Origin of the sequence: Geotalea toluenoxydans JCM 15764, assembly GCF_001311985.1 — a bacterium.
Classification (GTDB): domain Bacteria; phylum Desulfobacterota; class Desulfuromonadia; order Geobacterales; family Geobacteraceae; genus Geotalea; species Geotalea toluenoxydans.
Genome location: NZ_BBCJ01000014.1, coordinates 75,239 through 101,453, shown reverse-complemented (window position 1 = coordinate 101,453; position 26,215 = coordinate 75,239). Strand labels below are relative to the sequence as shown.

Sequence of the window (26,215 nt, the reverse complement as noted above, 5' to 3'; positions counted from 1 at the left end):
AGCTGATAAATCCCTGACAGCGCCTTGGTCAACTCAATCCGGTAGGTCATTTAAGCCCCAGCTCACGGCGCAAATCCTGATATGAAAATCGCTCGTCGGATTCTGCCAGGGCCGCCTTAGCTGCTTCAACGTCTAACCGATCTTCCATCTCTTCGAGCAGTTCCAGGTCTTCCACCGGTATGATCGCCACCAGTTTTTTCCCGCGCCGGGTCAGGACAAACCGCTCCTTGCCGAATGATGCCCGGTTGATGACATCTGCGAAGTCGTTGCGGGCCTCTGCAGTTGATATTTTGGTCATGATCACGTCCTCCATTTGTACAAATAGTACGTTGCGGACAATAAAAGGTCAAGACGGTATTGTGCCTGAATGCTGTTGGTTGCCAATTTTCTGGACGGTGAGGAGTTCTGTCTATGTTGCCTGGAGAAAGCTGAACCCTTCAACATCTTTTAGGAAAAGATGGGGGATTGAGCTTGTCAGGGGAATGCTTTTAAAAAAATTTTCCTTTTTCAAAAGGCTGACCCCTCTTTTTTCTCTCAACCGATCTTCCCCTCGCCAAGTTAATAGACATAAAAGGGCCCCGATAGCTGCCGTTATCGAGGCCTTATGGTTAACCCGATCTTATGAATCCGGAAGCTGCTAGCGGTCTTTGTTTCTCTGCCTTTTGCGGGGCAGGGCTCGGTGAAGGAACTTGCTGAACACCAGGATGAGGCTGTTGGTGGCAAGAATGGCGGCAAAGAGAGCGACAATGACAATCCAGAAGGAAAAGGCAAGAATGTAACTGGTACGGAAGCCTGCGACTCTGCCGAAGACCGTTGCCAAGCCCAACAAGAACAGGCCGAACCACAAGAGGACTGAGGCAACAAGCTTGAAATAGTCGAGGCTTCCGCTGCTCTGCCCATAGACGGTACTGCCACAATGGGGGCAGATGGCGCTTCGACCGGCGCCAAGGAAGAGCATGGCCATGATACGCGGAGGCAATATATGGTTGCAGCAGGGACAGTTCATTCTCAGCCGGGGAACTAAGTTTGGTTCTTCAGACATTTCCGGAGAAGGCAGTCGTGGTACAGCGGCGAGCGGAAACCCGCCGCATGTTGAACTGAGGTGACCCGAAAACCGTCGCTGCACTCCCTATGCGGATGCAGCATTGTTGCAGGCATGAGGCGCTCCATTGATCACGATCTTCACAGGCTGGACATGATTCACCTCATGGGAGCAGCATTCTCAGGGGTCTCCGGCGTTTGTGCCAGAAGTCCGTATATTTCCTGCAAAGCTTGAGATCCACCCCATTAGCCCAGGAATGGACCACAAGGCCGCCAAGGAAGAAAAGCACCATCGCCCCCAGCAGCAAGAGGAGGTCGATACAGGATGCGCATCCGCACAATGCCCTTGCACCAACTGAGGCGACAATCAGAAGGGTCAGAAGCGTAACGGCAAGGAAAACCGTGTGCGACCTTTTCCCCGACCGCACCTCCTTATCCATCTCTGCCAGCAATGATGGCTTGCTGCCTGTGCCACCAGCCTTCACCAACGGCTGAATTCCAGCAACGACCTGGGAGGCGGGCCACTCGATGCTTCCCCCCGTGTCGATCTCGAAGTTGTAGGGGATATTGCCCGGTGAATAGGAGTCTATGCCGTTAACACCAAAGGTGCCGTTTGCGATTCTCTCAAAGAGGCTGATGTGAATTTTAGGCGCCGGTATTTTGTGCTCCACGCACAGTTCACTCAAGTCGCGCGGCGACCACCGGTAATACACGGCAACCCCGGCCCTTGAGTCGTACATCTTGTCATGGACATCCTGGTGCTCCCGGACAAAATCCAGATCCTTCCGGATAAAGCGAAGTCCTGCCTGACTCGCCTCATTCATCATCCAGTCCAGTGTCACCAGGGACATCCCCTGTTTGGGATAGCCCCCTCCCACATTTGAATGCACACCGGCGAACCAGACCTGTTTGATGCGGGTATCCTCGCCGTTCTTCTCGTTCCACAACTCCGGGTGAAAAGTCCGCCGTTGCTCGTCAAGGGCCAATGCGTGGCAAGCTCTTTTTACCTCCGGTCCGAGAGTATTGTCTGCGAACCAGATCGGCCATATGTAACGGCCTATGAACTCCCGCAACTCGTCGAAGGGGGTAGCAATGGCACTCACCGTGTCCCAGACGCCGATAAAGGCAATGTCGACACAGTCCGCCGGATCGACCGCATGATTCTCTCGACGCAGGCGCTTTGCCGCCTCCCATTCCGCGGCGATTTTCTCCCGGGAGGGAATCGTCCTTTTTCGAGCCTCGGTGTCCCTTTGGCGGAAAGCGACATTTCTGAAATCTTCCCAGAGCACCCTTATTTTCGTGGTAAGCAGATCCCGCGGCTCTTTATTGTAGTAGCTGCTGTCCAACACGCCGCAATACTGGATGAACCTGCCAGCGCCCTGACCGTGTAAGCTCCCCGGCTGAAGCCGAATAGAAAAATCTTGTCCCCCGGCTCATAGACGTTAACCAGTTCCCGGTACATCTTCTTGACGTTGTGGGAAAATCCCCAGCCGAAAGCCCCTCCGACTACTCGGGCGAAGGCATTGGCCGTCCCGACCCCGTCGTCATAGAAGGCGACCTGCTTCATAACATCGGTTGCCCCCTTGTGACCCTGAATGTCCACTGCTTCGTAGAGCTTGAAGACGTTGGTTCCCCGGGCTTTTATATCCCGGTTGCCGGTTCCGTCGGAGCACAGCACGATGTTCTTGGCCATTGTTATCCTCCTTCCATTCATCCTGCAGCAGACTCTGAATTGAAGCATCGGCCCCGCAAACCTATGACGCCCTTGATCGGGCAACTCCAGTATCAGGTAAAGCGGAGAAACTTCAATGGATTGTCGCGAACCATTTTGCGCATCAAGACGTCCAGGTCCACCTTCGTTGGGTCCGGCACCTGGTAAGTTTTGTCGCTCTTGTCCTTCAACCCTTTGAAGAACCCATGGAACATGGTGGCGTATGTGGTTTTTTTGTCTTCCAGGGTCATGGGATAGTCGGTCCCCCAGAGGAGTTTGTCTTCCAAAGCGAATTTTCCGGGGAAATGCCCCTCCTTGTCCTTGTGCAGGATCCAGAGGAAAGCGGCAATGGACTCCCGCCTGGTAAAATCGAAAGCGGCAACGTCGGCATAGGTATTGGGGTAATTTTTCAACAGTCGTATCAAACTGGCAGTCCAGCTGCTTTCGCGAAGCCGTTGAAAGAAGTTTTCATACAGGTAGCTGCCGTCATCCTGGGGGGCTTTCTCGAACCAGGCGGTATCCGCAATGCCGTCCTCCCCGCCGAAATGGGCGAAGTTGATCCTCAGGTTCTGAATATCCGGATCTCCGGCCTTGAACACCTCCTCCCAGTTGCGGGGATTGGTGTAGTCCTCCGCATCGGGACAAAGGCGGAAGGAGTCCTTCTGACAGTGGACGGTAACCGGCCATTGCCGCTTGCCGAGCTCCTTGTAGAATGACGAAAAGTCACGCACGTTGAAACCGAGAGGGGGATAGAGCTTGACCCCGAGGTAAGCGCCGGAAGCGAGACCGGCTGGGTCTTTCCATCCATTCAGCTGGGCAAAGAAGGTTTCGAACTCCTTGTCCTTCAGGATCTCCAGCTGGTCGGACCTGCGGGGATCGATCCCCACAAAGGGCAGAATTTTTACCCTTTGGGATTTGTTTGCCTCTATGGCCTTGCCCAGGCGCCTGACCTGCCCCCGCAGTTTTGCCACACCTCCCCCCTTGTCGAAATCCATCACCAGGGGGGTAAGTATCACCTCATCGATCTTGCCAAGAGAAGCGGGAAAGTCGGAAGAATCAAGACAGGCATTTATTTCCGTACACAGCGGCACCACGTTTTCACCGGGCTCGCACTCGAAGAACCGGATGAATTTTTCGTTGGACTGGACTATTTTCTTCAGATTGATGATGGGAAGCAAAACGCCTGCAAAGGGAAAGACAAAGGGAAAAATCAACTTCTTGTGAAGCTTGTCCTTTTCGCCCACAAAGGTAAACACCGACTGATACAGTGGAATGTCGGCGATGGTGAACATGTGACAATGGCAATCAATGAAATAATTCGGCATAAACCCTCCTGAATGCTCAAGTCATTATTATTCCGGTAACTAAACATAACAAAACAGATGTAGGGGGCATCCCTTGCGGGTGCCCGATTGGTCGGGCGCAAGACCCGCCCCTACAGGGGACGTTTAATTGCCGTCTCAATGAATTTTGCTCTCTACACCACCGCCTTAACCGCCTCCTCCAGAACCTTAAGCGCTGCGTTGACCGCCTTTTGAATCGTCACCTTGCTTTTGACCTTGCACATGGCAACGCCTGCCTCAAAAGCGTCACGCTCGCCCTCCAGCTGGTCCTGCAGCTCTTCGTCCGTAAGCGCTCCGCTCATGTAGCCTCGGAAATATTCTTCAGGGCTTCCCTCTCATCGGCCAGCACCTGCTCCATGGCGTCTTTCACCTTCGGCCATTCTTTCCGGAAAACACCCTCGGCCGCCGCCAGCATGTCTCCAAAGACTTTGTCCAATTCAAATCCCATGATACCCCCTCCCCTCAATCTGCCGGAACCTTCGCCCCTTCGGCGCCGGCAGCATACTCGAACAGCCTGCGGAACCGATCCCGATCCAGTTCGGCAACTGCGTCTTTATAGGCACCCTTTTCCTTGTGTCCCTCTTTACACCTGATCCACTGCTTAAGGATCTTCTGCATGATTTCGACGGAATCCTCGTTGAACTTTCGCACCTTGTTCCGCAACACAAGTGCCCGCAGTTCCAACTCTATTTCCCGGTATTTGGGAGCAGAGACCGCATACTGACGCTTTTCTTCGGCAGTATCCAGCAGCTCTGCATAGAACTGATCCACCAGCCGGGCGTCGGTGAAGATCTGCTCCTCTGTTTTGGCATCGTAGGGAGCAACCATATGCAGGGGACATCCTGCGGTAATCAATGACAGTAGAAACAGAAGACAAAGAGAAAAGAAAGCAGCACCTCTTCCCCTGGAAGGAATTGGCGGGCATGAAAGGTATGGCTTCATTTTCCCACCCCCGAGTAATCGATAAACCCCTTGTTGATCTCCGTGATCTTCCTGGTCAGCCGGTACACTCCTCCCCCTTCACGGGTCTTGCTGGCATCCGTATTCCCTTCGATGGTTGTTAACAGGCCCCCGGCGACCTTCTCCACCAGACCGGTGTGTCCCAAGCCGCCACCATGATCCATGATGAAGACCATTCCCGGCTTGACCAGTTCGGGGTTTCCCACTGCCTGGGAACGCCCGATACGGGTTGCCCCGTGAGAAGTCGCCCGCTGCCAGTGGTCGAGACATCCGGCCGTCTTGACCATGGGGTTGTCACAACCAAGCGCGTGTGCCGCCTCATCGAAACACCAGTAGACGAAGGCGCAGCACCATGAAAGCCCTGTGGGAACACCGGCCCGCTTCAGATAGGCATCCACCTGGGGGCCACGGTTGGAGTTCCTCGGCACTTCCCGCACAGGCTTCGCTTCCTCTCCGGCTGCCAGCTGCAATACCCGGCCAAGCAGGTTGCCGGCGGCGGTATCGCTTACGGGAACCGTACCGTCACCGAAGAGTGCCGCCCAGGTCAAGGATCCCACCTCACCGTCCTGCTTGAGAGCCTGCCGGCAGCGTCCACATTGCGAGCCTGGAACAGCTTGACCATCTGCTTCATCTTCGGCCCGTAATTGGCATCGTCCGGGTCCAGCCTCAAAGCCGGATCGCTCCCCAGTGTCTCATTCAGCCTGAGTTTCAATGCCTTGACGATACCCGCATCCTTTTCGCCAACCTTGATTATGCGTCCCGGGTATTTCATGACTCCTCCTTCATGTGCCCCAATGGGGCAGTTGGCAGTTCAAAAGTCCCTCCCGCGTTCTATCGGTCTTCGACCCTGAAATCCTTGCCAGAGCAGTTTTGCCGGATATTGTCGAAAAAGATAACAGAGTTTTACCAGAATACCACAACGTCATGCGTGCATTGCCCTGGAGCAACACACGCATGACGTGCAGATTTTGAAGGAAAGTTTCGTAAAGATTCCAAGAGAGCGGAAATATTGATGGTGAGGGCTTTGGCAAGCCTATAACCGGGGAGCCGGCCGGACAGAGTTAGAGCAATATAATTTTAAAACAGCCATTTTTCATGACACCGCCTCCCCTGTCGAAAATACATTCAAGGCACCCGGCACACCGGAGGACCGTTGCCGGCCACTACCTGACTTCCTTCGGACGATGGGGTAAATGAAACACTGCCATCGGCATTGATGCCGACATTGACCCGACCGCCACCGTCGTAATAGAAGCCCCACTGCTGGTCGTTATAGGTGATGGAAACGCCCCAATACGGGCGCGAGCATGGGGTATTGTGCCCCTTGTCCTCGAAAAAGACATCCCCCTGACCGGGAATGCTCAATACCAGGTTGCCCTGGGCTCAAGATTGCCGGCAACATTGCTGCTCGTACCGATCGCAAAGGGGACCCCTACCAAAACCGGTGATTTCCACTTGTTGACCAGGGTATCGATGTTCCACAGCGCCCAGCATGGATTTGCCGTCAGAAGTGTTGCCATTCCCAGAAAGAACAATGTTGAAAATTTTCCCATGGTTTTCCCTCCTATTGGAAAAGATATAGATACTGATCGAAGCCGCAGTCATATTTACGGGAACCTTTATAGGAAACGCTACCGTCCTTGTCGATGACCACCCCCTTGAAGTAGTCGAGCACGGCGAAATCGTCGTTGGCACAGAACACCCGTTCCTCAATGGATACGCTTTCATCGCTTGGGCCGACAGAAGCACGGAAGAAATTGATCCGGCGATAGCGGTCGCTGCCGACGGCAGGCCAGAAGAGCTCCTGCATGGGTTTGCCGTGGTTATCCACAGGGATTCCTGCTTTCTGCGGAGCGCCTCCGCCACCGGCCACCAGGGCGAAAACACCTGGGGTTGGCCTGAATAGTTCGGTCACATGGTTGTGGCCGTTGAAGACGAATATTTTCAATGCGGGGTTTTCCTTTTTGAACCCCAGCAGGGTTTGCAGCGGATCGTTGCCGGTGTTGAGGGGAGGATGTTCGAATGTGGAATAGGATGGTTTGTGGTAAGTTACGAAAATGTTCGAAAGCTTTCTGCCACGGTAGGTGAGTTGCCCATACAACGTACCTAGCGACTGCATCAGCTTGTCAAAAGATTCGACCTTCTCGCAGTTCCAAGCCTTATCATCCTCTTCGAACTTTTGGGGATCGCTCCCGTACCCGCCGCTGCACAGGTTAACGAAGAGGCTGTTGCCGATGACGAACGCATAGTTGTGGAACTGCACGCCGTTCTGGGCAAGGTTTGGAAAGGTACCGAAATAGTTGGCCATGGCGTCGCCTTCGCCCCCCTGCTGCCACGATTCATGGTTGCCGATGACCGGAAAGATCCGCGGAGAGGATGTGGAGCGCAACGAAGCGGGAAACTGGTCCCTGATCTGCTGCCAGTAGCCGTTATTGCTTCCCCTCCATATGAGATCGCCGGTATAGACGGCAAAACTTGCCAGTTGGTCCAACTCGCCTTTAACCTCGAAGTGGGTCGAATTGCGGATCTTGTGAAAGATCAGGTCCTCTTTTTTACTGTCGTCCTGGGCGGTACGCGTGTCGCCGAAGACGATGAAGGTATACCCCCCCTGTTGGTCGCGATTGACCGCCGGTGGGGAAATGAGGTGAATTTCGTTGTCGAATGCAGGTTGGGAGACGCCGGTCTTTATCGGCGATGCTTTCTTTTGAAGTTGGGCTTGGTGCCGGCAAAACCGGCGCCTGCGGAAGCCAGCAAAACTACGAGCGCGATACTTGTGGCAAAAACCTGCACAATCCCAATTTTCCATCGTCGATTCAGTGACATACTTCCTCCTTTGTCCATTGACATTCCACTTTGCGACCTTTACCCGAAATTGAACCTTCCCAGCACATCAAGGGACGTACCCAGCACAAACGGCGCGAGTCCGGCGACCAGATTGATCAGGCGCGGAATGGTCGCCGGTATGGGGGAATCTGCCTGCTGCCTCCATCATCCGCAGCCTGCCGTTTCAGCCGTCCATCGACGATAAGACCGGCAGGCACATACATCACCGCCAGTAGAGCTGTATAAATGGCGCCCCCAAGGATCCTCGAAGCATCGGACACTTCCTTCAGCAGATTGTGCATAAGGCTCAGTTGCTGGAAGGTCTGCTTCTCAAGGCCGGGCATCAAAAGCGTCATCTTCTCGAAGTTCTCCTCGGGTAATATCTGCGTCAGCATGTAATCGGTGCACATTTTGCCTTCTAACGTCCCCGCCACGAGCGCTATGGAGGCCACATAAAGGAGCAGCATCAGGTCTTTCCCCTGCCTTGTCGAGTGCACGGTCTGGGACTCCTTGAGTTCGCGCGGGGCGAACAGCACGAGGCTAGCAGCAGCAAAGGCGAAGGTGGTGGAAACCGAGGAACAATAATCCATGATGATCAACACCTGCAGGCTGTCGTAGAGATATTTCACCGCCATGCCGATAATCAGTGCGCCCGACGTCTTCGAGTAGTTGAAAGACAGGTAGTAAAGGAACGACAGCACCGAAACCGAGAGCAGCACCAGTACCTTTTCCCATGGCCTCCTGGTCTCCATTGAGCGCAGCATGATGCTGATGTTGGTGTACATAAGAGCAACGAACGCCAGGAAGTAGACAAACAGCGAAGTCGTCCAGGCTATCCTTGCGGGCAGCTCGCGGGTCTTCAGTGCTGTCGTCTTGACCAGTGGAGGAATGGAGAGATCGGTCAGCTTTATGGCGTCAATATCCATACACGCAATGAGCGACCGGGCAATGGCGATAACGACGACCGCCCCTATTAACGGGCTGAGGTTGGCCGGCAGACGAAGGAGATTCGATTCCCTGGATTCCAGAGTCTCCATGAATGCACCTCCACTTTTACCGATTCGTCTTCAAGGAAAGCGAGGCCGCCGCGGCCACCTTGCTTTTGGTTTAATGCAATGAAGCAAAAACACAGGCCCACCCTTTTCGCTTTATGCTGTCAGTTCATCAAGGACTTTTTGTTCAGTGGTGTGCAGAAGCTTGCAAAGGAATTTTCGCACATCAGGAGGTAAGGCGTAACTGACACCCATTGCCTTTTTTATCTTATAGGTGTCTTTTCCAGCGAAAACTCCGAGATTTCCTAAAACGGCCGCACAGTATTGGCAGCATGGCTTCGATTTGCACGTTATTGTCAGCTGATAGTTTGGGAACTCTTGAACATCCCAGTTTATTGATTTTAGGAACTGCCACACGGCATCTATCTCTGCGTGGCCATGCAACCCTTTTGTATCACCATAAAAAGATGTGGTGTTGTTCGTCACGTTGTGCGTTGCCTGCAATTCAGCCTGACAAGCTTCGATACCGTCATTGAAATCTTTAATATCTGTAACGAATGCATTCCATCCATCTGAAAACAAGCTCATAATTACCTCCTCTGGTAGGATGTGTTCGTGAAACTTACTTCAATCCGCACTTCCCAAATCAAGACCGAACTGCCGGGCCAGGTCATAAGTGATGCCGTGGACTACGCCTTTACCTTCGGCGATGCAGAGTTTGCGTCTACGGACATCCTCCACAAATGCCGGTCTGGCGGCCTCGGCACGGCGATTGGCCACGATGCGCATCTTGGCCAGTTCCGTATCTTCCGCGGAAAGGGACTGGGACAATTGCCTGAAGTCGTTAAGAATCAGGCTTTTCACGCTGTCGGGTATGCTGCCGTTCTGGACGCCGATGTCGAACATGAGCGCCCTGCCCCGCCGGGTCCAGAATCCATAGTTCTTGCAGAGGTTCAGTGCCCTGCCGTAGTAAGCTGCGGCACTCAGCACCTCGATTGCCTGGAATTCCGGGGTGAGCCCCAAAGATTTGAACATCTGCTTCCACGGGTCTTTAATGTTTTTCCCGCTGCTATCCTGAATGGAAACGGCAAAGGACATGGCTGCATCCCGGCCGCCGTTTAATGCCTGGTGCAGCTGGCTCAGGCTGGAACCGAAAATGGTAGTGGCAACATCCAGGTGATTGGTAAACATCTGCTTGAGAAGGGGCTGGAGCGTCCCCTGGCCGAAATTCCACTGCAAGGCACCGAAACTCATACCCTGCCCGTCGAAATTGCCCGCCACGCACGCGAAACATTCGGGGGAAAGGCGTCCGGTCTCGAAAGATCCGGTGAGCGCCAGGCAGCGCGTATCGAGGTTTCCCGATAAGGCGCGGGTGCCGGGCTTTGAGAAGGGAAGAGTTTTCCCCAGGTGGCCGGGCCGACGATTCCATCGGCCCCGAGCTCCGATGCAGCCTGAAAATTCCTCACTGCCGCCTCGGTATTGGGACCGAATACCCCGTCCGGTTGCGACAGGTAAAAACCTGCGTCCTGCAAAGCCTTCTGGATGCGCATTACGTCATCTCCGCTGGATCCGATCCTATACGATGTCATCGCTACCTCCCGTCACGATGTGTCCCTTGAAAGGCCACATCAGTCAACCTTGACCGTCTTGAAGACCCCTTGGGTCTGGGTCAGGTGATTCATCAGCCTGGCGGCGCCGTCCGTAGGTTCCGAACCTTCCACGCGCAAAACCACGTGGATGCTTCCCCCCTTGTTTTTTGCCACCCCGGCAGTATCGACGAAAATGCTCTTCTTCGGCGCTTCCTGCTGTCGCCCCTCTTCACCGGCATCGGCCTTCTTAGCCACAGGGGCAGGCTCTTCCGTAAAGTGGCCGAGATCCACATCAAAGGTAATTTCCACATCCTTGATCTTCAACAGATTGGTGGAAACGAGCGGCAACAACGGGGCACGGTAATAATCCTCAGACCCTTCCTCAGCCTTGGGGTCGGTTGACGGCAGTCGGACTACCAGGCTCTTGGGTCGCTTCTGGCTGTCGAAATATCCCAAGAGGTTGGATATCTGGTGTTGCTCGATATTGTCCTGGGCCTCTATGACTGCGCCCGCCAAGGCTTCAATCAGGTCGTTCAGCGGTATGTGGCCGGCCATGTGTTCTCCCTCCCTTCAAGGGTTGGGTCTACAACGGAGAAAATCCTTCAGCCTGATTATCTGGAGCGATTCAACACGCCATTTTCCGAGCTTTGTGCAGATTTGCGATCTTTGTACTTTACCCCGTAGGAAAGCTTCGAATCCCCTTGCTTTTCCAGTGAAAGGCTCCCTTGCAGGAGATTGTCGCAGAACCCGCCGTTGGAGGAAGTAACGGTGTAGCTTGCCCCTCGATCCCCCACATCTGCCGTGTACTGGACTTCGATGGTACAGCCACGGGGGTCGGCATACTTCACCACCTTATCCCTCCCCCCCTGCTTTCCTGGGTTGATCTCGATCATGATCGGCTTGTTTCCACCGGGCGTCTGCACCTGGCCTGACCACCTGCCGTTCAACCATGTATCCGGACCTGCGCCTTCCGCCCCGTAGCACTGCAATCCAATCGATGGCCCTGCACTGCCGAGGAGCAACAATCCGATACCCACGATGATGCGTTTACTCGCCGTATGTGTCTGCCTCTTCATTGGCTCCTCCTGAAGTTGCTGTTTTTGCCGGTGCCGCCGTCTCATCCTCGAATGTCTTTTCTTGCCGCTGTTTCAGCATCTTCCGCAGACATTTGGACTGTTCACTGGTCAGAATAAATTTGTGCGGCCGCCATGGGTTCAGCAAACGGTCCATGAAACGGGAAAATATGGATCTTTTGACTGTGGTTTCCGGGGAATCTCCTGATTCGGCGCCGAAAAACGGAATCTCCATGAAATGCTTCCCCTCTACTATGACCTCCCCGCAAGGATGATCCGTGCCCATGAACAGAACCTGCATCCGCACCTGGGTCCTTTTCCACCAGCGACCTTTTTTACCGTTTGCGATCTGCAGATAATACCTCCGACTTATCCCGGAAAGGAGGCTCTGGGTCAAGCGGCACTGGAATTCCAGCGAAAGCATGGATATTCGCAGATCGGAGGATGGACGGAAGTCTGCGGCCGGGAGGGAAAGCATGTCCACGCCGTCCCCGGCGGGAGTTCGTGGAATGGCAAAGGTCAAGACGTCATTGTCTTGGGGGATGTCCCTCGGGCGAAGGACCTCCTCGCCCCTTTTCCTCAACCCGTCCTGTGCGGAAACGAAGGTGTTTTGCAGTGCCCGGAGCAGATCATCGAAACGGTGATTGTCCATAGGGCCTCCTGTCTGGATCAATCATCAAGCCAGATGGCTTTCGGGGAAAGCCCACATGGTAGACGATCCACTGGAGCACCACCTGATGCTCACCCATCTGCAGGACGGCAAAACTCTTCTCCGTGCCGATGATGCACCCTTTGGGAGTGCCGGTCAGACACTTGTTGAGCAGTGCCGTCGCCGCGTCAAGCTCTTCCGGGGTACGCATCCGCCCTGGGTTGTCGGTTCCCACCGTTATCCGTTTTACGTATTTGACTTCGGTAAGATCGAACATGTCTCCTCTTTATCCTGCGGCGCCGGGTGCGCCTTTCGACGCCCCGGGCCGCTCTTTTCAAAGAAGATAAGGTGCATCATCGCCTTTTCAGGCCAGTGCAGGCACATCCTTCGCCGCGCTATCGCCCTTGGAGCGCAGGAAGTCTGTAGGATGTCGAGCACCCTTGAAAGTCCTTCCGGCATGCCCTTGTCCTCGGCATGGACAAGGACGTGATATTTTGCAGAATTATCGGAACTGCGAGTGTTTTCCTTGTGGGTCGCTACCGAACCATGGATTTTTGCCGTTGCCTTGAAGCATCCCCAGCCGATTGACATTTCCGCATCCAGGGAGGCGCTGGTATCGGTGGATTCCTTGGCTGAAAATGACGATTTGACTTCCATGTCGAAGGAAACGTCAACCGTGGTGATGCTCAGATTGGGAACCTTGACGATGGCCAGAAGCGGTACGCAGATCTCTACTTCCTCTTCCTGAATCGAACCTGGTTTTCCCGGAACGAGAGTTGGGTTATCCACCGGTCTCTTGAATTTGAAGAGCGCAGTTCTCGTCCCGCCGCTGTATGGATCGTTATTGTTCGCAGGAGGAAGAAAGCCGATGACTTTGATGAAATCGGCAGTTGCCTGGGCTAATTTTACCTGCGCGTTGCAAGCCGCATTGAGCGGCCCCCCGATGAGGTCCTCCATGGGTAATCCCTTGAACTGGTCCGACATGTTTACGAGTTCGCCTGCCATGTGTAAGTCCTCCTTTCGTCAGCATGGTGCAGCCCCTGGTGTAACCGGTTAGAAGCGGAAACTATCCTGCGACGTCGTAACCTCCTTGTTCGCACCTCCTTTCCCATTGATGATCGTCCTGTAGGGGCACCTTGTGCCCTTCCTGTCGCTTACGGCTTGGTAGTGTTCTCTCCACCCGGCCGTTCGGCACAATCCCCAAAAGTGGATGTGGCAAGATAGGTGACGTTTACCCTAACAAACTTTCCGGGGGCTGCCACCACGCAAAAGGTGCACAATTAGAAACCGATGCACGCATCACATGCAGTAAATAATCGGAAGATTCGGATAGTACATTTGAGCTGAGAAGGAAGGCGTTGATCAGGATGGGATCGGGTTGCAGATGTGTGGCTGATAATGAAAAAAAACAGGGGGGAAGTTAAAGCAAAATAATATCAGGAGCGTTCCATTTTAATCATGACGCTCCACCTTCCCCTGGGCGGCCAGCGCGAAAGGTTGATTACCAATGTCTTCATCTGATCGTCATGGATGCTTCTGAATTGGGCTAGCAGTTCCTGTTCTTTTGGACAGGGTTGCTCGATTGCGGATTCGATAACGGTTTCTTGATGAACGGCTTGAAAAAAATAACCGACGGGAACGGAAAGGGCATCGGCAACAAGCTGGATATTTTCAACATTGAGCCTGTTTTTACCGCTTTCGTAGCGCTGGATCTGCTGATAGGACACTTCGAGCCGTGTGGCCAGTTCTTCCTGGGACAGGGACAATTCGTGTCTGCGGCGCCTGATGGCCGCGCCGATCTCGCTGCTGCTCATGATCTTTTCCAATGACATCTTGCCCCTCCAGTTGAGGAAGGCAGCTCATCTACATCTGCTCATATCCCCCACTTGTACTCCAGGTAGGTCATGGTCTGCTCGTAACCCTGGCTGTAGAGGAAGTTTATTTCATGCTCCGTCAGGGAAAACTTTGCCGGCTCCACATTGGCGCAGTAGAGGAGGATGGTATCCTTCCACTTGCCCCCCTTCATGAATTCCTTTTCCTGGGTGTGCATGCCGAAGGTCAGCATCTCCAGAAAATAATCCCGCAGCTTCACCTTGTCGTGATGGGGATGGTTCAGGGTCCGTTTGGAAACCACTTTCAGGATCAGTGTCTTGCCGGTGCGGTTAAGCCCCCGTTCCACCACCCCCGACATGAGCGAACCGTCCACCAGTGCGTACTTTTTGCCGTTTGCCGAAAGCTTCCGGTAGCCGAATACCCACGGGACAGCACTGGAAGCTGTGGCAGCTGCGGCTATTTTCACACCGGCAAACTTTTCGGAGCAAAAGACCACCGGCTGATAGCTCAGCATGTCGGTGGCGATAATATGCAGGGGATACCGCAACCCGTGGCCAAAGGTCTTTCCTCCGATCCGGTCGTCGACCCAGCGTTCAAGCTCATCTCCGCTGCACAGGCCGAAGTTGCGCAAGACGCTTTTGATGCTGAAATCCTTGAACCGTTGGGTATCGGTGCTGAGTGCGAGCTGGAGAAGCTCCTCTGGAGTCATGCCGGCGGCATAAAGTGCGCCGATGACGCTTCCGGTGGAGGAGCCAATCACTTTCGAAATATGCAGTCCCTTTTCTTCTATGGCTTTCAATGCACCGACAAAAACAGGGAAGCGTATTCCCCCACCGACCATCATCAGCGCTATGGGTTCTTCAGGCAAAACGCCCCTTTCACTTGCATGAGTCATTACTCTGGCTGTCCCTCTCCTGGATAAGGCTTGCGGGTAATTTAAATATCAGATTCATCCTGAAGAGTCTATCTTTATAACTTCCGCAAGCTTTCAGACTGTAAAGGGAGCTAAAGCAACTCGAAACATAATACCCTGTTTACCTCCTCACTGACCGCCTCAAGGGCAGCATCGATTGCAGCATCAGCGGCAAGCACCCCCACATCTTTCAACCCGTAAAGGGAACACCGGGCAACATTCTTTTGCAAATTCAGATACAGACGGGCGTCACCTATTATTACCTCACCATGCTTGTCCTGCCCTGCAATGGTTAATATGGCCTCCGCTATTTTCGCCATCCGGGCCTCTGCAACTTGCAGGGACTCCGGCTTGACCTCACCGAGAACACCCTTTGCGGCATTGAGCATGCGATCCGTCAGGTGCGACTTTTCAATATTTGCCATCCATGAGCTCCTTTGGAAACAGCAGCGCGAAATAAAACCGCGTGGAAGAAGGATTGTGATGTTGGAGGTATCACGGAATGTGCCAACAATGGGGATCACATATATAAACGTCGCAAAGCTGCGTATATACGCAGATCAGGAGATGATGAGCAGCGACTAATGGCTTCAATCGGGGGAAAAGGGCTTGCAGGAGGAAAGGAAGCGGATGGGAAAGTGTAAAGATTTTTTACAGCAGGCAGGTAAACCCTTGTCAGTCAAGACTTTAGCTGATTGTAAAATTTTTTTACACTTCCCTGTAAACCCTTGTCAGGAGCGGATTTGCGGCAGGTGTAAAAAATTTTTACACCCGTTGTTTCCATCAATCGGAAAAGGTCATACCCAGTTTACGAATGACACTATGATTGGTTTTTAAGGAAATGGAGCGGGGATCTTCAACAGGTATGTCGGCAGGAGCCAGGCCACCAAGGAGTCGGTTGGCCATTTCCCCGGCCTGCTTTCCCATGGCAAAACGGTCTGCCTCCAGAGCGGCAGCGGCGCCATAGGCAAGGTAAACATCGGAGAAGGCAAAAATCGGTTTAGACTGCTCCATGGCAAAGAGGAAGTAAGCATCAACAGTTCCTCTCGTCATGGCCGTTGCATCGGGCAAAAGCCACAGCGAATCAACATTGCCCTTAAGGGTGGACAACTGCAGTGGCGTTTGACGCGGGTTGTGAACCTCACGCAGTATGAGATCGACCTCGGCACGTTCTGCGGCCTGACGTGCACGTTTTATATAGGCCCCGCTACGCGCCTGGCTGAAAAGGATACCCACCTTCCTGACCTGGAATGTTTTGAACAATGTGATGTACCGTTCAGGTGAGATGGTCATTCGTACGCCGGTGACATTGGCTGGAGTATTTCCGGATGAGAAGTTAAGGGCCATCACCGAGATTATGGGAATGCGCCGGATCTTTTTCAAGGCTGCCAGGGCGGAATCGCCTATGGCCAGTATGAGGGATGGCTGTTCCTCCCTGACGATTCTGGCAATGTCTGTTTCGGAGTAGTCCTCTAGAACGATGGTGTGGCTGCTGGCGGTACAGGCAGCCCTGAAGCCCTTGAAGGCCTCGCCGTAACCGGAATGACGTGTGCTCTGCACTATGAGAACCTCGGCGGCCGGCGCCTGCGCCGGCATCAGCAGAAAGACTGCCAGTATAAGCAGCAGGAGCAGTTTCAAAACTTGAACCTCATGCCACCTTCCAGCCAACGGCCGGTGTTTTCGAGCATAAACAGCTGATACTGGGAATTGTCGAAAACATTATGCACCGTAAAAAACAGCTCTGGAGCATATTCCCTCAGTGAAATACTTTTTGTCAGGCTCAGATCCCAAAGAACGGAAGCATCTCTGGCTCCATTTTCAGGCGGGGTATTCCAGCGAACGTAGTTTCCGGTCAGAACGCCACGCAAACCAGTATGGCTATCGTCATATTGGAGAGAAAGCTTGGCCGAATGGACAGGCACCGTCTTGATCCGCTCGTTTGTTTCCCTATTGCGGGCATCGGTAAAGGTATAACCGGCGGTAAAGAAGAGACCATACAGGGGAACCGTACGCACCTCAAATTCACCCCCCTGCCTTACGGCTTGCTTCAGGTCCGGAATATAGGCGTTGTCAATATCCCAGAGCTGGTTGTAAAAGAAAGTTCCTTTCAACCAAACGTATGGAAGTTCGGAAGATTCGGCGCCTACCTGTGCCGTCCAGACCTGCTCCGGGGGTTTCACACGCAAGGCGTTGGGAAGACTGTAACCCTTGGCGCCATAACAACGCAGCACTGTCTTTTCGGTCAGTTGATAGGTAGCGCCCAGGGTATAGCTTAAAAGATTGCTCTCTATTCCGGTGTCGTCAAAGCGAATACCAGGCAGTATTGTCAGGTCGCCGATGGTGTAGGCGCCATTGGTGTATACTCCCCAGCGATCCATCACCCGCTCATCAAGGTCTGCCTGGAGCAGAGTCACCCTCTGACTAACAGTGTCATGTTGATAATCGACGCCTATGACCAGATTTCGCCATGAATCACCCCAGGTAACTTTGGCACTGGTTCCCCTGGTTTTTTCTCGGGCCGTATAGGAAAATCCCCCAGTAAGACGCCGACATAGGTGTGGGCAAAATATTCATGTGTTTTGCGGGATTCCCGGACCAATAAATCCAGTTTCAGCCTGTTATGAAAGGGATAGACGAAATTGAGGAAGGAATAACCATAGCTAGAGCTGTCGGAATCCTTCACATCGAACTCAGAGGAGGAAAAAAGCCCCCTGACCGCCCCACGATAGTCGAAACCAAGAGTCAGATTGCCTTTGGCAGGAAAGTCATAGGTAATCTTTCCGTAGGCGTTGTTTCCATTGATCTGGTTATCGGCGACAAGCCCGCTGGAGTGGAGGTTGCCGCCACTCAGGTAATAGCCGAAACGATTTATGGTACCGCTGAGCTCCCCACGCATGTCCGATGTGGACTTCTGGCCGTAGGATGAAAAGACGCTGCCAGCGACAGCCTTATCAGCTTCTGGAGATTTTGTTACGATATTGATGACTCCACCCAGGGCCTGACCCCAGGCAGCAGAAGCCGCCCCCTTTATGATCTCGACCCGCTCGATGTGCTGCACGGAGATCATTCCCAGATCCGGGGCATTTTCCACCAGGTCATTTTGGGGCACACCGTCTATGAGGACCTGGATATGCTTGCTGATCGCCCCCTGGATATTGAAAAAGGACCAGCTGCCGGGAGTTCGCATCTGTTCCAGCTGGATACCCGGTACGGTGTTAAGCACCTCGGCCAGGGTGTGGACATTGAGGGATTCAATCTGTTCGGCGGTGATTACGGTGACATTCTCGGCAATGCGAGAGGCGGGGCGTGGCGAAGGTGCAGGTGCAGGTGCACCGGAAATCTTTTCCGGGAAAAAACCGAGTTTGGTCAGCTCATCTTCCGCTTGGTCACCCCAGGCGGGAACCACTGCCACAAGAGAAAAAATCAGAAAAATCAGTTGCATTTCAAGACAAAACAGTTTCAAATGGATTCCTGCTCTAATGAGACGACAGACGGGAATGAAAACTGCAGTGAACTCATCCCTGGTTTCAATTTTCTTCTTAATATCAGATAGTCGGCTGAGAGTCCATAGACTTCTGTAGAACATCCTTCGGGATGCATTCTGTAGCAACGGAGGTGGAAACATGGAGAACGAAACCGTAGAACTGGAAGTTCTGGACGAAGGGCAGTCGAATGAAGAAGAGAATAATACCTGCTGCATGTCTGGCCTTACACGCATTTTCTGAAGCTGCACCAACCTGTCCGGGGGAGCCACAACTCCCCCACTTTTTGAGGCAGAAAGATGCCACTTTCCCGCTACCTGAAAATCTATCCCTGCCCGGACAAAGCCGATTCATTCATCGTCTACTCCACCAGGAAGGGTGCCCTGATAAGGGTCTCGTCAGCCCTGCTGGCAGCAGCCCGTGAAGGCGCCCTTGGCGAAGCGGACCGGCGTACGCTCAGCCGCCTGGCAGTTTTCACCGAAGATCCGGATGCCGAGAGGAACGAGATGCTGTCGACGGTAGACAGAGCCAAGCGGTGCAACAGCAGGTTCAAGGCCATCATCGTTCTCAACCTTGACTGTAACCTTGCCTGTCCCTACTGCTATGAAGACCCCTTCCGCGGCAGACATTACATGTCGACAGCTACCGCCGGACAGCTGATAGAAACGCTTGTGGATAACCAGCTGAGACAAGGTCGCGACGTCCAATTGGATTTCTATGGTGGAGAAGCCCTGCTCTCAAAATCCCTGCTGACAAAAATAGCTGCTGCCCTCTCGGATGCCGCCCACAGCCACGGGAGAAAGTTCTCATTCGGCATGGTAACCAATGGCACTCTTCTCACCAGGTCAACTGTTGAGGAATTGCTGCCGTTGGGCTTTACCGGCGCCAAGGTTACCCTTGACGGGCCGAAGGAAATCCATGACCGGCAACGTCCCTTCATATCGGGCAATGGCAGTTTCGATACCATCGTCGGCAATTTGAAAGGGGTATGGAATCTCATAGACCTGCAGATTGGGGGTAATTTCTCCCCCGACAATTATCGCCAATTCCCCCGTCTGCTCGACCACCTGTTAAAAGAAGGACTGACGCCGGACAAGGTCGGCCTGATACAATTCTCGCCCATCATACCGAAGGCGGCCAAATCAGCCGAAATCAGCATCGTAGCGGGCTGCACCTCTTCTGCCGATGCCTGGCTTGCGGAGGCGGCGCTCTTTCTGCGGGAGGAAACATTAAAGCGGGGGTATGCAGTGCATAAACCTGCAATGGCCGCATGTATGGTTGAATTTGATGACTACATGACCGTAAATTACGACGGCAGACTATTCAAATGTCCCGCTTTTATCGGCTGGCCGGAGCTGTCGGTCGGAACATTGACGGATGGAATCAGTGATTATTCTGCCTCCCATAACCTGAATCTGTGGAAAAACGAGCAATGCCTGGACTGCTGCTACCTGCATATGCTTTGGCGGCTGCCGGTTCCTCACGCTGGTAAAAAACAATGCCATTGAGGGATTGGATTGCCGTAAGGAATTTTTCGATGGGACCCTGGAACAAATCATCATTCAGGACTTGCGTTATCGAGCTGAAAAGAAACCGAAAGAAAGGTCGCAAACAGCGCAGACATGAACCTGCAGAAACTGAAAAAAAACTTTCGCTTCAGGCTGTTTGCCATTTTCACGGTCATCACCGCCCTTATCACCGCTCTGTTTACCGGGCTTCTGGTAAATCACGATATTGCATCATACCGCTTGCAGGCATCTGAAAAAGCCCATCTTCTCGCCTCACTTCTTGCCAACACCATACGTCTGCCGCTCTATGCGGAAGACAGACAGACATTGGAGCATGTTGCCCTGGAAACGGTCCGAAAACCGGGGGTTGTCCGTGTTGTCATCGCCAATCAGGAAGGGACGGTACTTGTCGATCTGGTAAAACAGAACGTGGAGGATCCGGGCACCGTTACCAATGTCTCCGTGAGAGTCAATTCCGGCAGCATGGCCGATTCAGCCGAATCGGCGCTGACCGGGGACGGCACGGGTGAGGCAAAGCCCATCGGCTCGGTACGCCTGTACCTGAATTCGGAAGACCTGCCGAAAAAGATCCGGGACACGATTATCTTTACCTCGACTCTGGCTCTAATTTTCTGGTTATCGGTTTTGGCCCTCAGTTTTCTCGCCCTGAAAAAAGCTACCCGGTCATTCAACGCCCTGATGCAGGGAGTCGAGCACATCAGGCAAGGCGACTATTCGGTGAGGATTGCCATCCAATCCAACGATGAGCCTGAACAGGCTGCCATGGCAATAAACGATCTTGCAACGACCCTGCAAAACCGGGAGCTGGAAAACCGACGGCTGCAGTCGGAACTGCTCAATGCCATGAAAATCGAGGTCCGGGAAGAAAGAAAGCTGCTCATGGCCAAGCTGATCCAGACCAACAGGATGACCTCCCTCGGGCTGCTGGTCTCCAGCATGGCCCACGAAATCAACAACCCCAACAGCGCAATAAGACTTGCTGCGCAGTACCTTAACAAGGCATGGAAGGATGCTGTCCCCGTGCTGGAAGGGGTAGCCAGGGAGGAGGGTGATTTCAGCCTGGGCGGGATTCCACTGAGCATGGCAGGTGAAGAAGTGATCAGGAGCGGTGAGAATATCATCCGCAATACCGGGAGGATCGAAGCGGTAATCAGGAACCTCAGGTCCTACAGCCTGGGAGAACGCAACGAATTGCGGCCGGACATGGATGTCAACATGGTCATAAATGATGCCCTGGCTGTAATCCGCGCCCATGGCCGTCATGGCAATCTGGAGATTGCCGTGGAACTGGCTGACGACCTGCCACTGGTGAACGGCAACCGGCACCAGATGGAACAGGTCATTATCAACCTGCTGTTGAACGCCATTCAGGCAATGCCCGGTGAGAGCGGCACCATTAATCTTATAACCGCCAGGGATGGCCGTACCGAAGAAGTGCTTATCTCCGTGAGAGACGAAGGAGTCGGAATTCTTCCGGAAAACCAGGAGAGGCTCTACGAGCCTTTTTTCTCAACGAGAATCGATAACGGCGGAAGCGGATTGGGTCTTTACATTTCCAATTTCATCGTCACTGAACACCAGGGAAAGCTGGAGGTACTTTCCTCGCCCGGAGTGGGAAGCACCTTTACCATCAGGCTTCCCGTGCCCCAATCGGCAGGATAAATCGCACTCATGGGCTGCCGAATGCCGCAAGCTTCTTCTGCAAGGTCGGCCTGGAAATGCCCAACAGCTCGGCAGCAGCGGTCTTGTTACCATTTGTTACCTTCAATGCCTCATCTGACAGCAGGCGCTCCATGTCGGAAAAATTAGGAAATTGCTCAAACGTGGCCTGCAGGCAAAAAATTCCATCATATGCCAGCTTAACTTCCGGTTTGCCGCTTCCCCCCTTTTGCTTCAGTTCGGGAAAGTCCTCCAGTGTAAGAATTTCCCTGCGACTCTGGGCGACTCCCTTGTTTATTTTGCTGATAAGCTCCCGGACGTTTCCCGGATAATCATATTCCTGCAAAGCGACCATCAGTCACGGGAAATATCCGGGACCGGCTTTTCGTAAGAAGTTGCCGCCTTGGCCACATAATGCTCCACAAGGGGAATGATGTCCTGGCTTCTATCCCGGAGAGGCGGAATATGCAGCTCATGGAAACAGAGGCGCTGGTATAGGTCGTGCCTGAATTTACCTTGGGTAATCAGAGCCGAGAAGTCATGGTTGGATGCGGCGATGATGCGTGCATCGGACTTTATCAGGACATCGGAGCCGAGCCGGTAGTATTCGCGTTCTTGCAAAAGCCGCAGCAACTTGACCTGGGATTCCATGGTCATGTCACCTATCTCGTCAAGGAACAGGGTTCCCCCCTGGGCCTTGGCGATCAGCCCTTCCCTGGGCTCGTTGGCGCCGGTGAAAGCGCCTTTTTTGTGGCCGAAGAGGGTATCACTGAACATGAAGTCATCCAGGCCGGCAACATTCAGAGGGACGAAGGCTCCGGAGAACTCGCTGGACCTGTGGATGGCTCTGGCGATCAATTCTTTGCCGACACCGGTCTCGCCCTGGATGAGGACGGGATGGCATGAGGGTGCGACCGTTTCTATCAACTTGAAGAGGGACTGCATTTTTTCGCTTCTGGTGATCAGGTCACTGAAGTGTTCCGGGTGGGCCAACGGCTCGCCGAGGAGATAGCCTCTCAGCACCTTGTTCTGGTTGGCAAGTTCGCTGATGTGGAAAGCCTTTTCCACGGTCAGCAGCAGGCGGTCGGCATCCACGGGCTTGGTCATGTAGTCGAATGCCCCTTGCTTGATGCATCTGACCACCGTTTGCAGGTCGCTGACAGCCGTTATGACGATGACCGGGACATGGGGGAACCTGCGTGCCAGCAACGGAAGGAGTTCCGCACCGGTCAGGCCAGGCATTATCCAATCCATCAGCACCACCGAATAATTGTTCTGCTCCAGCCTGGACACCACTTCACTGCTGTCGGAAATGGTCTCTATCCCCCTTATGCCGTTTGATAGAAGCATCAGTCTCAATTCATCCAGAACAGCAGTATCGTCATCGACGATCAGGACCGATTGATTGGCAACATTATTATTCATAGCGGCTCACCTTTTTCCGCAGGATTTCTCAAATCAATGCCACCGTTTATAGCACATTGCGTGCCATGGGACCACCTTTCCGATTGGTAGCCATCGCTTTCCCCATCCTCGATCAAATATGCACCTTGCACCCCGGCTCATTATTGCTATACTTTTAACAATTATAGATAGATATGTAATTAGTCCCAGGGTAATGGCCATGGGTAAGGAAGCAGAATGGGAATTCTGACTGAAGAAATGGGCCGGTTCATTGAAGAAGCAGGGCATGCGTTCGTAGCTTCGGCAGACGCAACTGGACACCCTCACCTGGCCGCCGGACTGGATCTCCACGTCAGAAACAATTCGCACCTTGTCTTTGAAGCCTGGTTCTGTCGCACCACAATGGAAAATATTACGGCAAATCCGATGGTTGCAGTTGCGGTGGCAGCTCCTGCTGCCGATAAAGGCTACCAGTTCGGGGGTGTGGTCGAATCAGCTACAGATACTGCCATAATGGACGGCTACACAAAAGAGGGGGAAGATTCAGCCCTGCCTCAAGTGCAGTACAGACTGGTAATCAGAGTTGACACGGTAATGGAATTCAGTTCGGGGATCCATTCCGACCAGCCGCTGTAAGTCCGCATCAATCAAATCACGGTCATTGCAATCACCTGAAAACCCTGCAGTCCCACAACCGGCATGGCAAATATCCGACTGCAAATAATGGGGGAATGTCCATGGAAAAGAGAAAATTCGCCCGGCTGGCAATGCACTCCGACACCAACATCAAATTCAATAACACCATGTACAGCGGTACCGTCCGGGACCTCAGCATGAAAGGTGCATTTGTCATGATCGACGCCCGGATTCCGGTGAACGAGACGGTGGAAGTGACCATCTATACCTCTTCCACCCCCAACATGCTCTGCGATCTGCAGGCGAAAGTCGTCAGATCCACGGAATACGGCATCGGGCTGGAATTCGAAAAGACAGTTCTCGACTGAATCTCAGCAGATTCGCGGCAACTGCTCACCCGTCAGCATATAAACCCCTCTGATCCCACCAACTACCGTTTCCATAACCATTTTGCCGGCAGAAGCGTCCACAACCTCGCCGATAACGGCAGCATCCAGGCCGAGGGGATGGCGACGCATGATTGCCAACACCCTTTCCGCAGCGTCGGCAGCAACTACCGCCACAAGTTTTCCCTCGTTGGCAATATGAAGAGGGTCCAGCCCAAGTATGGAACACACGCCGCTGACTTGACTTTTGACAGGCAGGGCCGCTTCCTGGAGTCTGATGGTGACATTGGATTGCAAGGCTATTTCCTTGAGGGTGGTGGCAACGCCCCCACGGGTAGGATCCCGCAGCACATGCAAATATTCCCCTTCCGTAAGTAATTCCGCCACCAGCCCATAGAGGGCAGCAGTGTCGCTTTGGATGTCGGCAACAAATTCCAGCCCGTCCCGCGCTGCAAGCACGGGCTATGCCGTGATCGCCGATGGTGCCATTGATAATGACCTTGTCCCCTACCCTGGCGCCGCTGCCGCTAATATGCAGCTGGTGTTCAAGGATGCCGATGCCGGAAGTGTTGATGAAGATACGATCGGCCTTGCCCCTGGGGACCACCTTGGTATCACCGGTGACGATCGCTACTCCGGCCAGATCGGCCGCTAAACGCATGGAGGCGAGGATAACAGAAAGATCACTCATGCTGAAGCCTTCCTCGATGATCAGACCGACACTCATATGGAGGGGCCTCGCTCCGACCATGGCAAGATCGTTGACGGTGCCGTTCACAGCCAGGTCGCCGATATTCCCGCCGGGGAAAAAGATGGGATCGACCACATAGGAATCGGTGGTGAAGGCAAGCCTGTTCCCTTCATGATACACAACAGCGGCGTCGTTCTGCCCTGTGAGGGAAACGCCGGACAGGGAGGGGATTATGAGCTGGTCAAGAAGCTGGTGGGAGAGCTTTCCACCGGAGCCGTGGCCGAGAAGGATCAGATCTTTATTCATTTTCGTCCTCAGATGGATGCCGCTTTTGCGCCCCGGCTGCGTATGTCTTCTTGCCCGAACACATGGATATGCAGCATGTTTTAATGATTATAATATGCGGCGCAGCTGCCTTCGGAGGAGACCATACACGGCCCCACCGGATTTTCCGGGGTGCACTGGGTGCCGAAAAGAGGACAATCGAGGGGTTGAATTTTCCCTTTCAAGACATCGCCGCACCTGCAACCCTTTTGCTCCTCCTGCTCTTCTACCTTGACTGGAAGCGCCTTCTCAGCGTCGAACCGGGCATAGCTTCTTCTGATCTTCAGCCCACTGCCGGGGATGATTCCGATGCCGCGCCAATGGCAATCACAGGGAATAAATACCTGTGACATGACTTCTCTGGCCTTGCTGTTCCCGTCCCGCTTCACCACCCGGCGGTATTGGTTCTCCACCTTCGCCTCCCCGGCAATCTTCTGCCGGATCAACATCTCCACCCCCTGCATGATATCCGCCGGTTCGAAACCGGTCACCACGCAGGGAATATGGTGTCTTTCCGCAAGTGGGAGGTAGGCATCGGTACCGATAATGGCGCTCACATGGGCCGGGCAGATAAAACCATCGATTGAAGCAGCCGGTTCCGCCGCCAGCATTTCCATGGCTTTAGGCATTGTTTTGTGGCCGGCCAGGACTAGATAGTTATCCAGCTTTTGCCTGGCTGCCATAAGAATACTGGCGGCAACGGCCGGTGCCGTGGCCTCGAATCCGATGCCTGGAAAAATGATCTTTCTGTCCGGGTTCCGTGCCGCCAGTGCAACCCCATCCAGAGGCGAGTTGACGATCCTGATGTCGGCACCACTGGCCCGTTCCTCCATAAGTGAGCCGGATGACCCGGACACGCGCATCATGTCCCCGAAGGTGGCAATAATGACATGGGGAAGCCTGCTCAGGGCGATGGCGCGATCCAGATAGTGGTTTGGAGTGACGCAAACAGGCAGCCGGGGCCGGAAATCAGCCTCACCTTCGGCGGGAGAAGAGACCTGATGCCGAACCGGCTGATGGCCATGGTATGGGTACCGCAGACCTCCATCAAGGTCAGAGGCGCTTCCAGGTCGGCAATCAGCGCCTCGATGCGCTCGGCATAGCCATTGACAATCTCTTTATCACCAAAAATTTTAACGTAGTTCATCCAAGTCCATTCCGAAAGGAGCCGGCAGAG

33 protein-coding genes and 3 pseudogenes are annotated in these 26,215 nt (G+C 53.6%); 5 read left to right on the top strand and 31 right to left on the bottom strand.

Translation table 11 applies throughout. The annotated features are described in order from the left end of the window. Positions 1–46 precede the first annotated feature (46 nt). The 27 genes and pseudogenes from JCM15764_RS10940 to JCM15764_RS10820 form a co-directional block, all read right to left on the bottom strand. Positions 47–298, bottom strand: a complete 252-nt coding sequence (locus tag JCM15764_RS10940) for a type II toxin-antitoxin system Phd/YefM family antitoxin (protein WP_054695567.1) — start codon at positions 296–298, stop codon at positions 47–49. Positions 299–637: 339 nt separating this feature from the next. After that, complete coding sequence (locus tag JCM15764_RS10935; protein ID WP_054695564.1) at positions 638–979, bottom strand: hypothetical protein; 342 nt, start codon at positions 977–979, stop codon at positions 638–640. 226 nt (positions 980–1,205) lie between these two features. Continuing rightward, a pseudogene (locus JCM15764_RS10930) lies at positions 1,206–2,734 on the bottom strand (T6SS phospholipase effector Tle1-like catalytic domain-containing protein). Positions 2,735–2,826: 92 nt separating this feature from the next. Beyond that, positions 2,827–4,077, bottom strand: a complete 1,251-nt coding sequence (locus JCM15764_RS10920; RefSeq protein WP_054695555.1) for an amidohydrolase family protein — start codon at positions 4,075–4,077, stop codon at positions 2,827–2,829. Positions 4,078–4,229: 152 nt separating this feature from the next. Beyond that, positions 4,230–4,397: a hypothetical protein gene (locus tag JCM15764_RS23010; RefSeq protein ID WP_243688768.1), complete on the bottom strand. Its 168-nt coding sequence runs from the start codon at positions 4,395–4,397 to the stop codon at positions 4,230–4,232. After that, entirely contained in the window at positions 4,394–4,543 is a 150-nt protein-coding gene (locus JCM15764_RS23005; protein ID WP_243688767.1) for a hypothetical protein, read from the bottom strand. The genes JCM15764_RS23010 and JCM15764_RS23005 overlap by 4 nt, the downstream gene beginning before the upstream one ends. 14 nt (positions 4,544–4,557) lie before the next feature. Further along, on the bottom strand, positions 4,558–4,923 hold the full coding sequence (locus JCM15764_RS10915) for a hypothetical protein (RefSeq protein WP_054695551.1): 366 nt from the start codon (positions 4,921–4,923) through the stop codon (positions 4,558–4,560). A 110-nt stretch (positions 4,924–5,033) separates the two neighbouring features. Then, the gene (locus JCM15764_RS10910; protein ID WP_243688766.1) at positions 5,034–5,612 is read right to left on the bottom strand and encodes a CHAP domain-containing protein; all 579 of its coding nucleotides are present in this window, start codon (positions 5,610–5,612) and stop codon (positions 5,034–5,036) included. Then, entirely contained in the window at positions 5,600–5,827 is a 228-nt protein-coding gene (locus JCM15764_RS23000) for a peptidoglycan-binding domain-containing protein (protein ID WP_243688765.1), read from the bottom strand. The genes JCM15764_RS10910 and JCM15764_RS23000 overlap by 13 nt, the downstream gene beginning before the upstream one ends. Positions 5,828–6,180: 353 nt before the next feature. Then, positions 6,181–6,420 (bottom strand): hypothetical protein, encoded by a 240-nt coding sequence (locus JCM15764_RS10905; protein WP_054695548.1) that lies wholly within the window; start codon positions 6,418–6,420, stop codon positions 6,181–6,183. Next, positions 6,417–6,608 (bottom strand): hypothetical protein, encoded by a 192-nt coding sequence (locus tag JCM15764_RS10900; protein ID WP_054695545.1) that lies wholly within the window; start codon positions 6,606–6,608, stop codon positions 6,417–6,419. The genes JCM15764_RS10905 and JCM15764_RS10900 overlap by 4 nt, the downstream gene beginning before the upstream one ends. An 11-nt stretch (positions 6,609–6,619) precedes the next feature. Beyond that, complete coding sequence (locus JCM15764_RS10895; protein WP_054695541.1) at positions 6,620–7,861, bottom strand: metallophosphoesterase family protein; 1,242 nt, start codon at positions 7,859–7,861, stop codon at positions 6,620–6,622. Positions 7,862–7,994: 133 nt separating this feature from the next. Beyond that, on the bottom strand, positions 7,995–8,915 hold the full coding sequence (locus JCM15764_RS10890) for a hypothetical protein (protein ID WP_054695538.1): 921 nt from the start codon (positions 8,913–8,915) through the stop codon (positions 7,995–7,997). 111 nt (positions 8,916–9,026) lie between these two features. Continuing rightward, entirely contained in the window at positions 9,027–9,458 is a 432-nt protein-coding gene (locus tag JCM15764_RS10885; protein WP_054695535.1) for a hypothetical protein, read from the bottom strand. A 39-nt stretch (positions 9,459–9,497) separates the two neighbouring features. Next, complete coding sequence (locus JCM15764_RS10880; RefSeq protein WP_054695532.1) at positions 9,498–10,124, bottom strand: hypothetical protein; 627 nt, start codon at positions 10,122–10,124, stop codon at positions 9,498–9,500. Next, positions 10,121–10,420, bottom strand: coding sequence for a peptidoglycan-binding domain-containing protein (locus JCM15764_RS22995; protein ID WP_243688764.1), 300 nt, complete (start codon positions 10,418–10,420; stop codon positions 10,121–10,123). The genes JCM15764_RS10880 and JCM15764_RS22995 overlap by 4 nt, the downstream gene beginning before the upstream one ends. A 78-nt stretch (positions 10,421–10,498) precedes the next feature. Continuing rightward, positions 10,499–11,014: a DUF2589 domain-containing protein gene (locus JCM15764_RS10870; protein ID WP_054695529.1), complete on the bottom strand. Its 516-nt coding sequence runs from the start codon at positions 11,012–11,014 to the stop codon at positions 10,499–10,501. 56 nt (positions 11,015–11,070) lie between these two features. Then, on the bottom strand, positions 11,071–11,535 hold the full coding sequence (locus JCM15764_RS10865; protein ID WP_054695526.1) for a hypothetical protein: 465 nt from the start codon (positions 11,533–11,535) through the stop codon (positions 11,071–11,073). Continuing rightward, positions 11,507–12,184: a hypothetical protein gene (locus JCM15764_RS10860; protein ID WP_054695523.1), complete on the bottom strand. Its 678-nt coding sequence runs from the start codon at positions 12,182–12,184 to the stop codon at positions 11,507–11,509. Before JCM15764_RS10860 ends, JCM15764_RS10865 begins: the two co-directional genes overlap by 29 nt. Next, positions 12,162–12,458: a hypothetical protein gene (locus JCM15764_RS10855; RefSeq protein WP_054695520.1), complete on the bottom strand. Its 297-nt coding sequence runs from the start codon at positions 12,456–12,458 to the stop codon at positions 12,162–12,164. Before JCM15764_RS10855 ends, JCM15764_RS10860 begins: the two co-directional genes overlap by 23 nt. Continuing rightward, positions 12,428–13,186, bottom strand: coding sequence for a DUF2589 domain-containing protein (locus tag JCM15764_RS10850; protein ID WP_243688763.1), 759 nt, complete (start codon positions 13,184–13,186; stop codon positions 12,428–12,430). The genes JCM15764_RS10855 and JCM15764_RS10850 overlap by 31 nt, the downstream gene beginning before the upstream one ends. A gap of 431 nt (positions 13,187–13,617) precedes the next feature. Beyond that, positions 13,618–14,013, bottom strand: a complete 396-nt coding sequence (locus JCM15764_RS10845) for a helix-turn-helix domain-containing protein (RefSeq protein WP_054695518.1) — start codon at positions 14,011–14,013, stop codon at positions 13,618–13,620. A 41-nt stretch (positions 14,014–14,054) separates the two neighbouring features. Further along, positions 14,055–14,882, bottom strand: a complete 828-nt coding sequence (locus JCM15764_RS10840; protein ID WP_243688762.1) for a patatin-like phospholipase family protein — start codon at positions 14,880–14,882, stop codon at positions 14,055–14,057. Between the two features lie 137 nt (positions 14,883–15,019). Continuing rightward, positions 15,020–15,352: a hypothetical protein gene (locus JCM15764_RS10835; protein ID WP_054695511.1), complete on the bottom strand. Its 333-nt coding sequence runs from the start codon at positions 15,350–15,352 to the stop codon at positions 15,020–15,022. A gap of 358 nt (positions 15,353–15,710) precedes the next feature. Beyond that, positions 15,711–16,565: an ABC transporter substrate-binding protein gene (locus JCM15764_RS10830; RefSeq protein ID WP_054695506.1), complete on the bottom strand. Its 855-nt coding sequence runs from the start codon at positions 16,563–16,565 to the stop codon at positions 15,711–15,713. Next, a complete protein-coding gene (locus JCM15764_RS10825) occupies positions 16,562–17,380 on the bottom strand; it encodes a TonB-dependent receptor domain-containing protein (RefSeq protein ID WP_243688776.1) in 819 nt (272 codons plus the stop codon). The genes JCM15764_RS10830 and JCM15764_RS10825 overlap by 4 nt, the downstream gene beginning before the upstream one ends. Next, positions 17,377–18,390, bottom strand: coding sequence for a TonB-dependent receptor (locus tag JCM15764_RS10820; RefSeq protein WP_054695501.1), 1,014 nt, complete (start codon positions 18,388–18,390; stop codon positions 17,377–17,379). Before JCM15764_RS10820 ends, JCM15764_RS10825 begins: the two co-directional genes overlap by 4 nt. A gap of 160 nt (positions 18,391–18,550) precedes the next feature. Between JCM15764_RS10820 and gptA the strand changes: the two genes are divergently transcribed. The 3 genes from gptA to JCM15764_RS10810 all read left to right on the top strand — a co-directional run bounded on the left by gptA (position 18,551) and on the right by JCM15764_RS10810 (position 21,600). After that, positions 18,551–18,652, top strand: coding sequence for a geopeptide (gene gptA / locus JCM15764_RS22990; RefSeq protein ID WP_012648279.1), 102 nt, complete (start codon positions 18,551–18,553; stop codon positions 18,650–18,652). A gap of 56 nt (positions 18,653–18,708) precedes the next feature. Further along, entirely contained in the window at positions 18,709–19,917 is a 1,209-nt protein-coding gene (gene gptM, locus JCM15764_RS10815) for a geopeptide radical SAM maturase (protein WP_243688761.1), read from the top strand. 114 nt (positions 19,918–20,031) lie between these two features. Then, entirely contained in the window at positions 20,032–21,600 is a 1,569-nt protein-coding gene (locus JCM15764_RS10810; protein WP_054695498.1) for a sensor histidine kinase, read from the top strand. A 7-nt stretch (positions 21,601–21,607) separates the two neighbouring features. Here the strand turns inward: JCM15764_RS10810 and JCM15764_RS22985 are convergent, their stop codons facing one another. Together JCM15764_RS22985 and JCM15764_RS10805 are read right to left on the bottom strand one after the other, a co-directional pair. After that, entirely contained in the window at positions 21,608–21,952 is a 345-nt protein-coding gene (locus JCM15764_RS22985) for a helix-turn-helix domain-containing protein (protein ID WP_243688760.1), read from the bottom strand. Continuing rightward, on the bottom strand, positions 21,952–23,022 hold the full coding sequence (locus JCM15764_RS10805) for a sigma-54-dependent transcriptional regulator (RefSeq protein ID WP_243688759.1): 1,071 nt from the start codon (positions 23,020–23,022) through the stop codon (positions 21,952–21,954). The genes JCM15764_RS22985 and JCM15764_RS10805 overlap by 1 nt, the downstream gene beginning before the upstream one ends. A 216-nt stretch (positions 23,023–23,238) precedes the next feature. Between JCM15764_RS10805 and JCM15764_RS10800 the strand changes: the two genes are divergently transcribed. Both JCM15764_RS10800 and JCM15764_RS10795 read left to right on the top strand, forming a co-directional pair. Next, positions 23,239–23,637 carry a pyridoxamine 5'-phosphate oxidase family protein gene (locus JCM15764_RS10800; RefSeq protein ID WP_243688758.1) on the top strand — a complete coding sequence of 133 codons (399 nt, stop codon included), beginning with the start codon at positions 23,239–23,241 and terminating at the stop codon, positions 23,635–23,637. 101 nt (positions 23,638–23,738) lie between these two features. Next, positions 23,739–24,005 carry a PilZ domain-containing protein gene (locus JCM15764_RS10795; RefSeq protein ID WP_243688757.1) on the top strand — a complete coding sequence of 89 codons (267 nt, stop codon included), beginning with the start codon at positions 23,739–23,741 and terminating at the stop codon, positions 24,003–24,005. 3 nt (positions 24,006–24,008) lie between these two features. Here the strand turns inward: JCM15764_RS10795 and hypE are convergent. Both hypE and hypD read right to left on the bottom strand, forming a co-directional pair. Then, positions 24,009–25,020, bottom strand: a pseudogene (hypE, locus tag JCM15764_RS10790) (hydrogenase expression/formation protein HypE). Between the two features lie 80 nt (positions 25,021–25,100). Beyond that, a pseudogene (gene hypD / locus JCM15764_RS10785) lies at positions 25,101–26,185 on the bottom strand (hydrogenase formation protein HypD). Between the last annotated feature and the right edge of the window lie 30 nt (positions 26,186–26,215).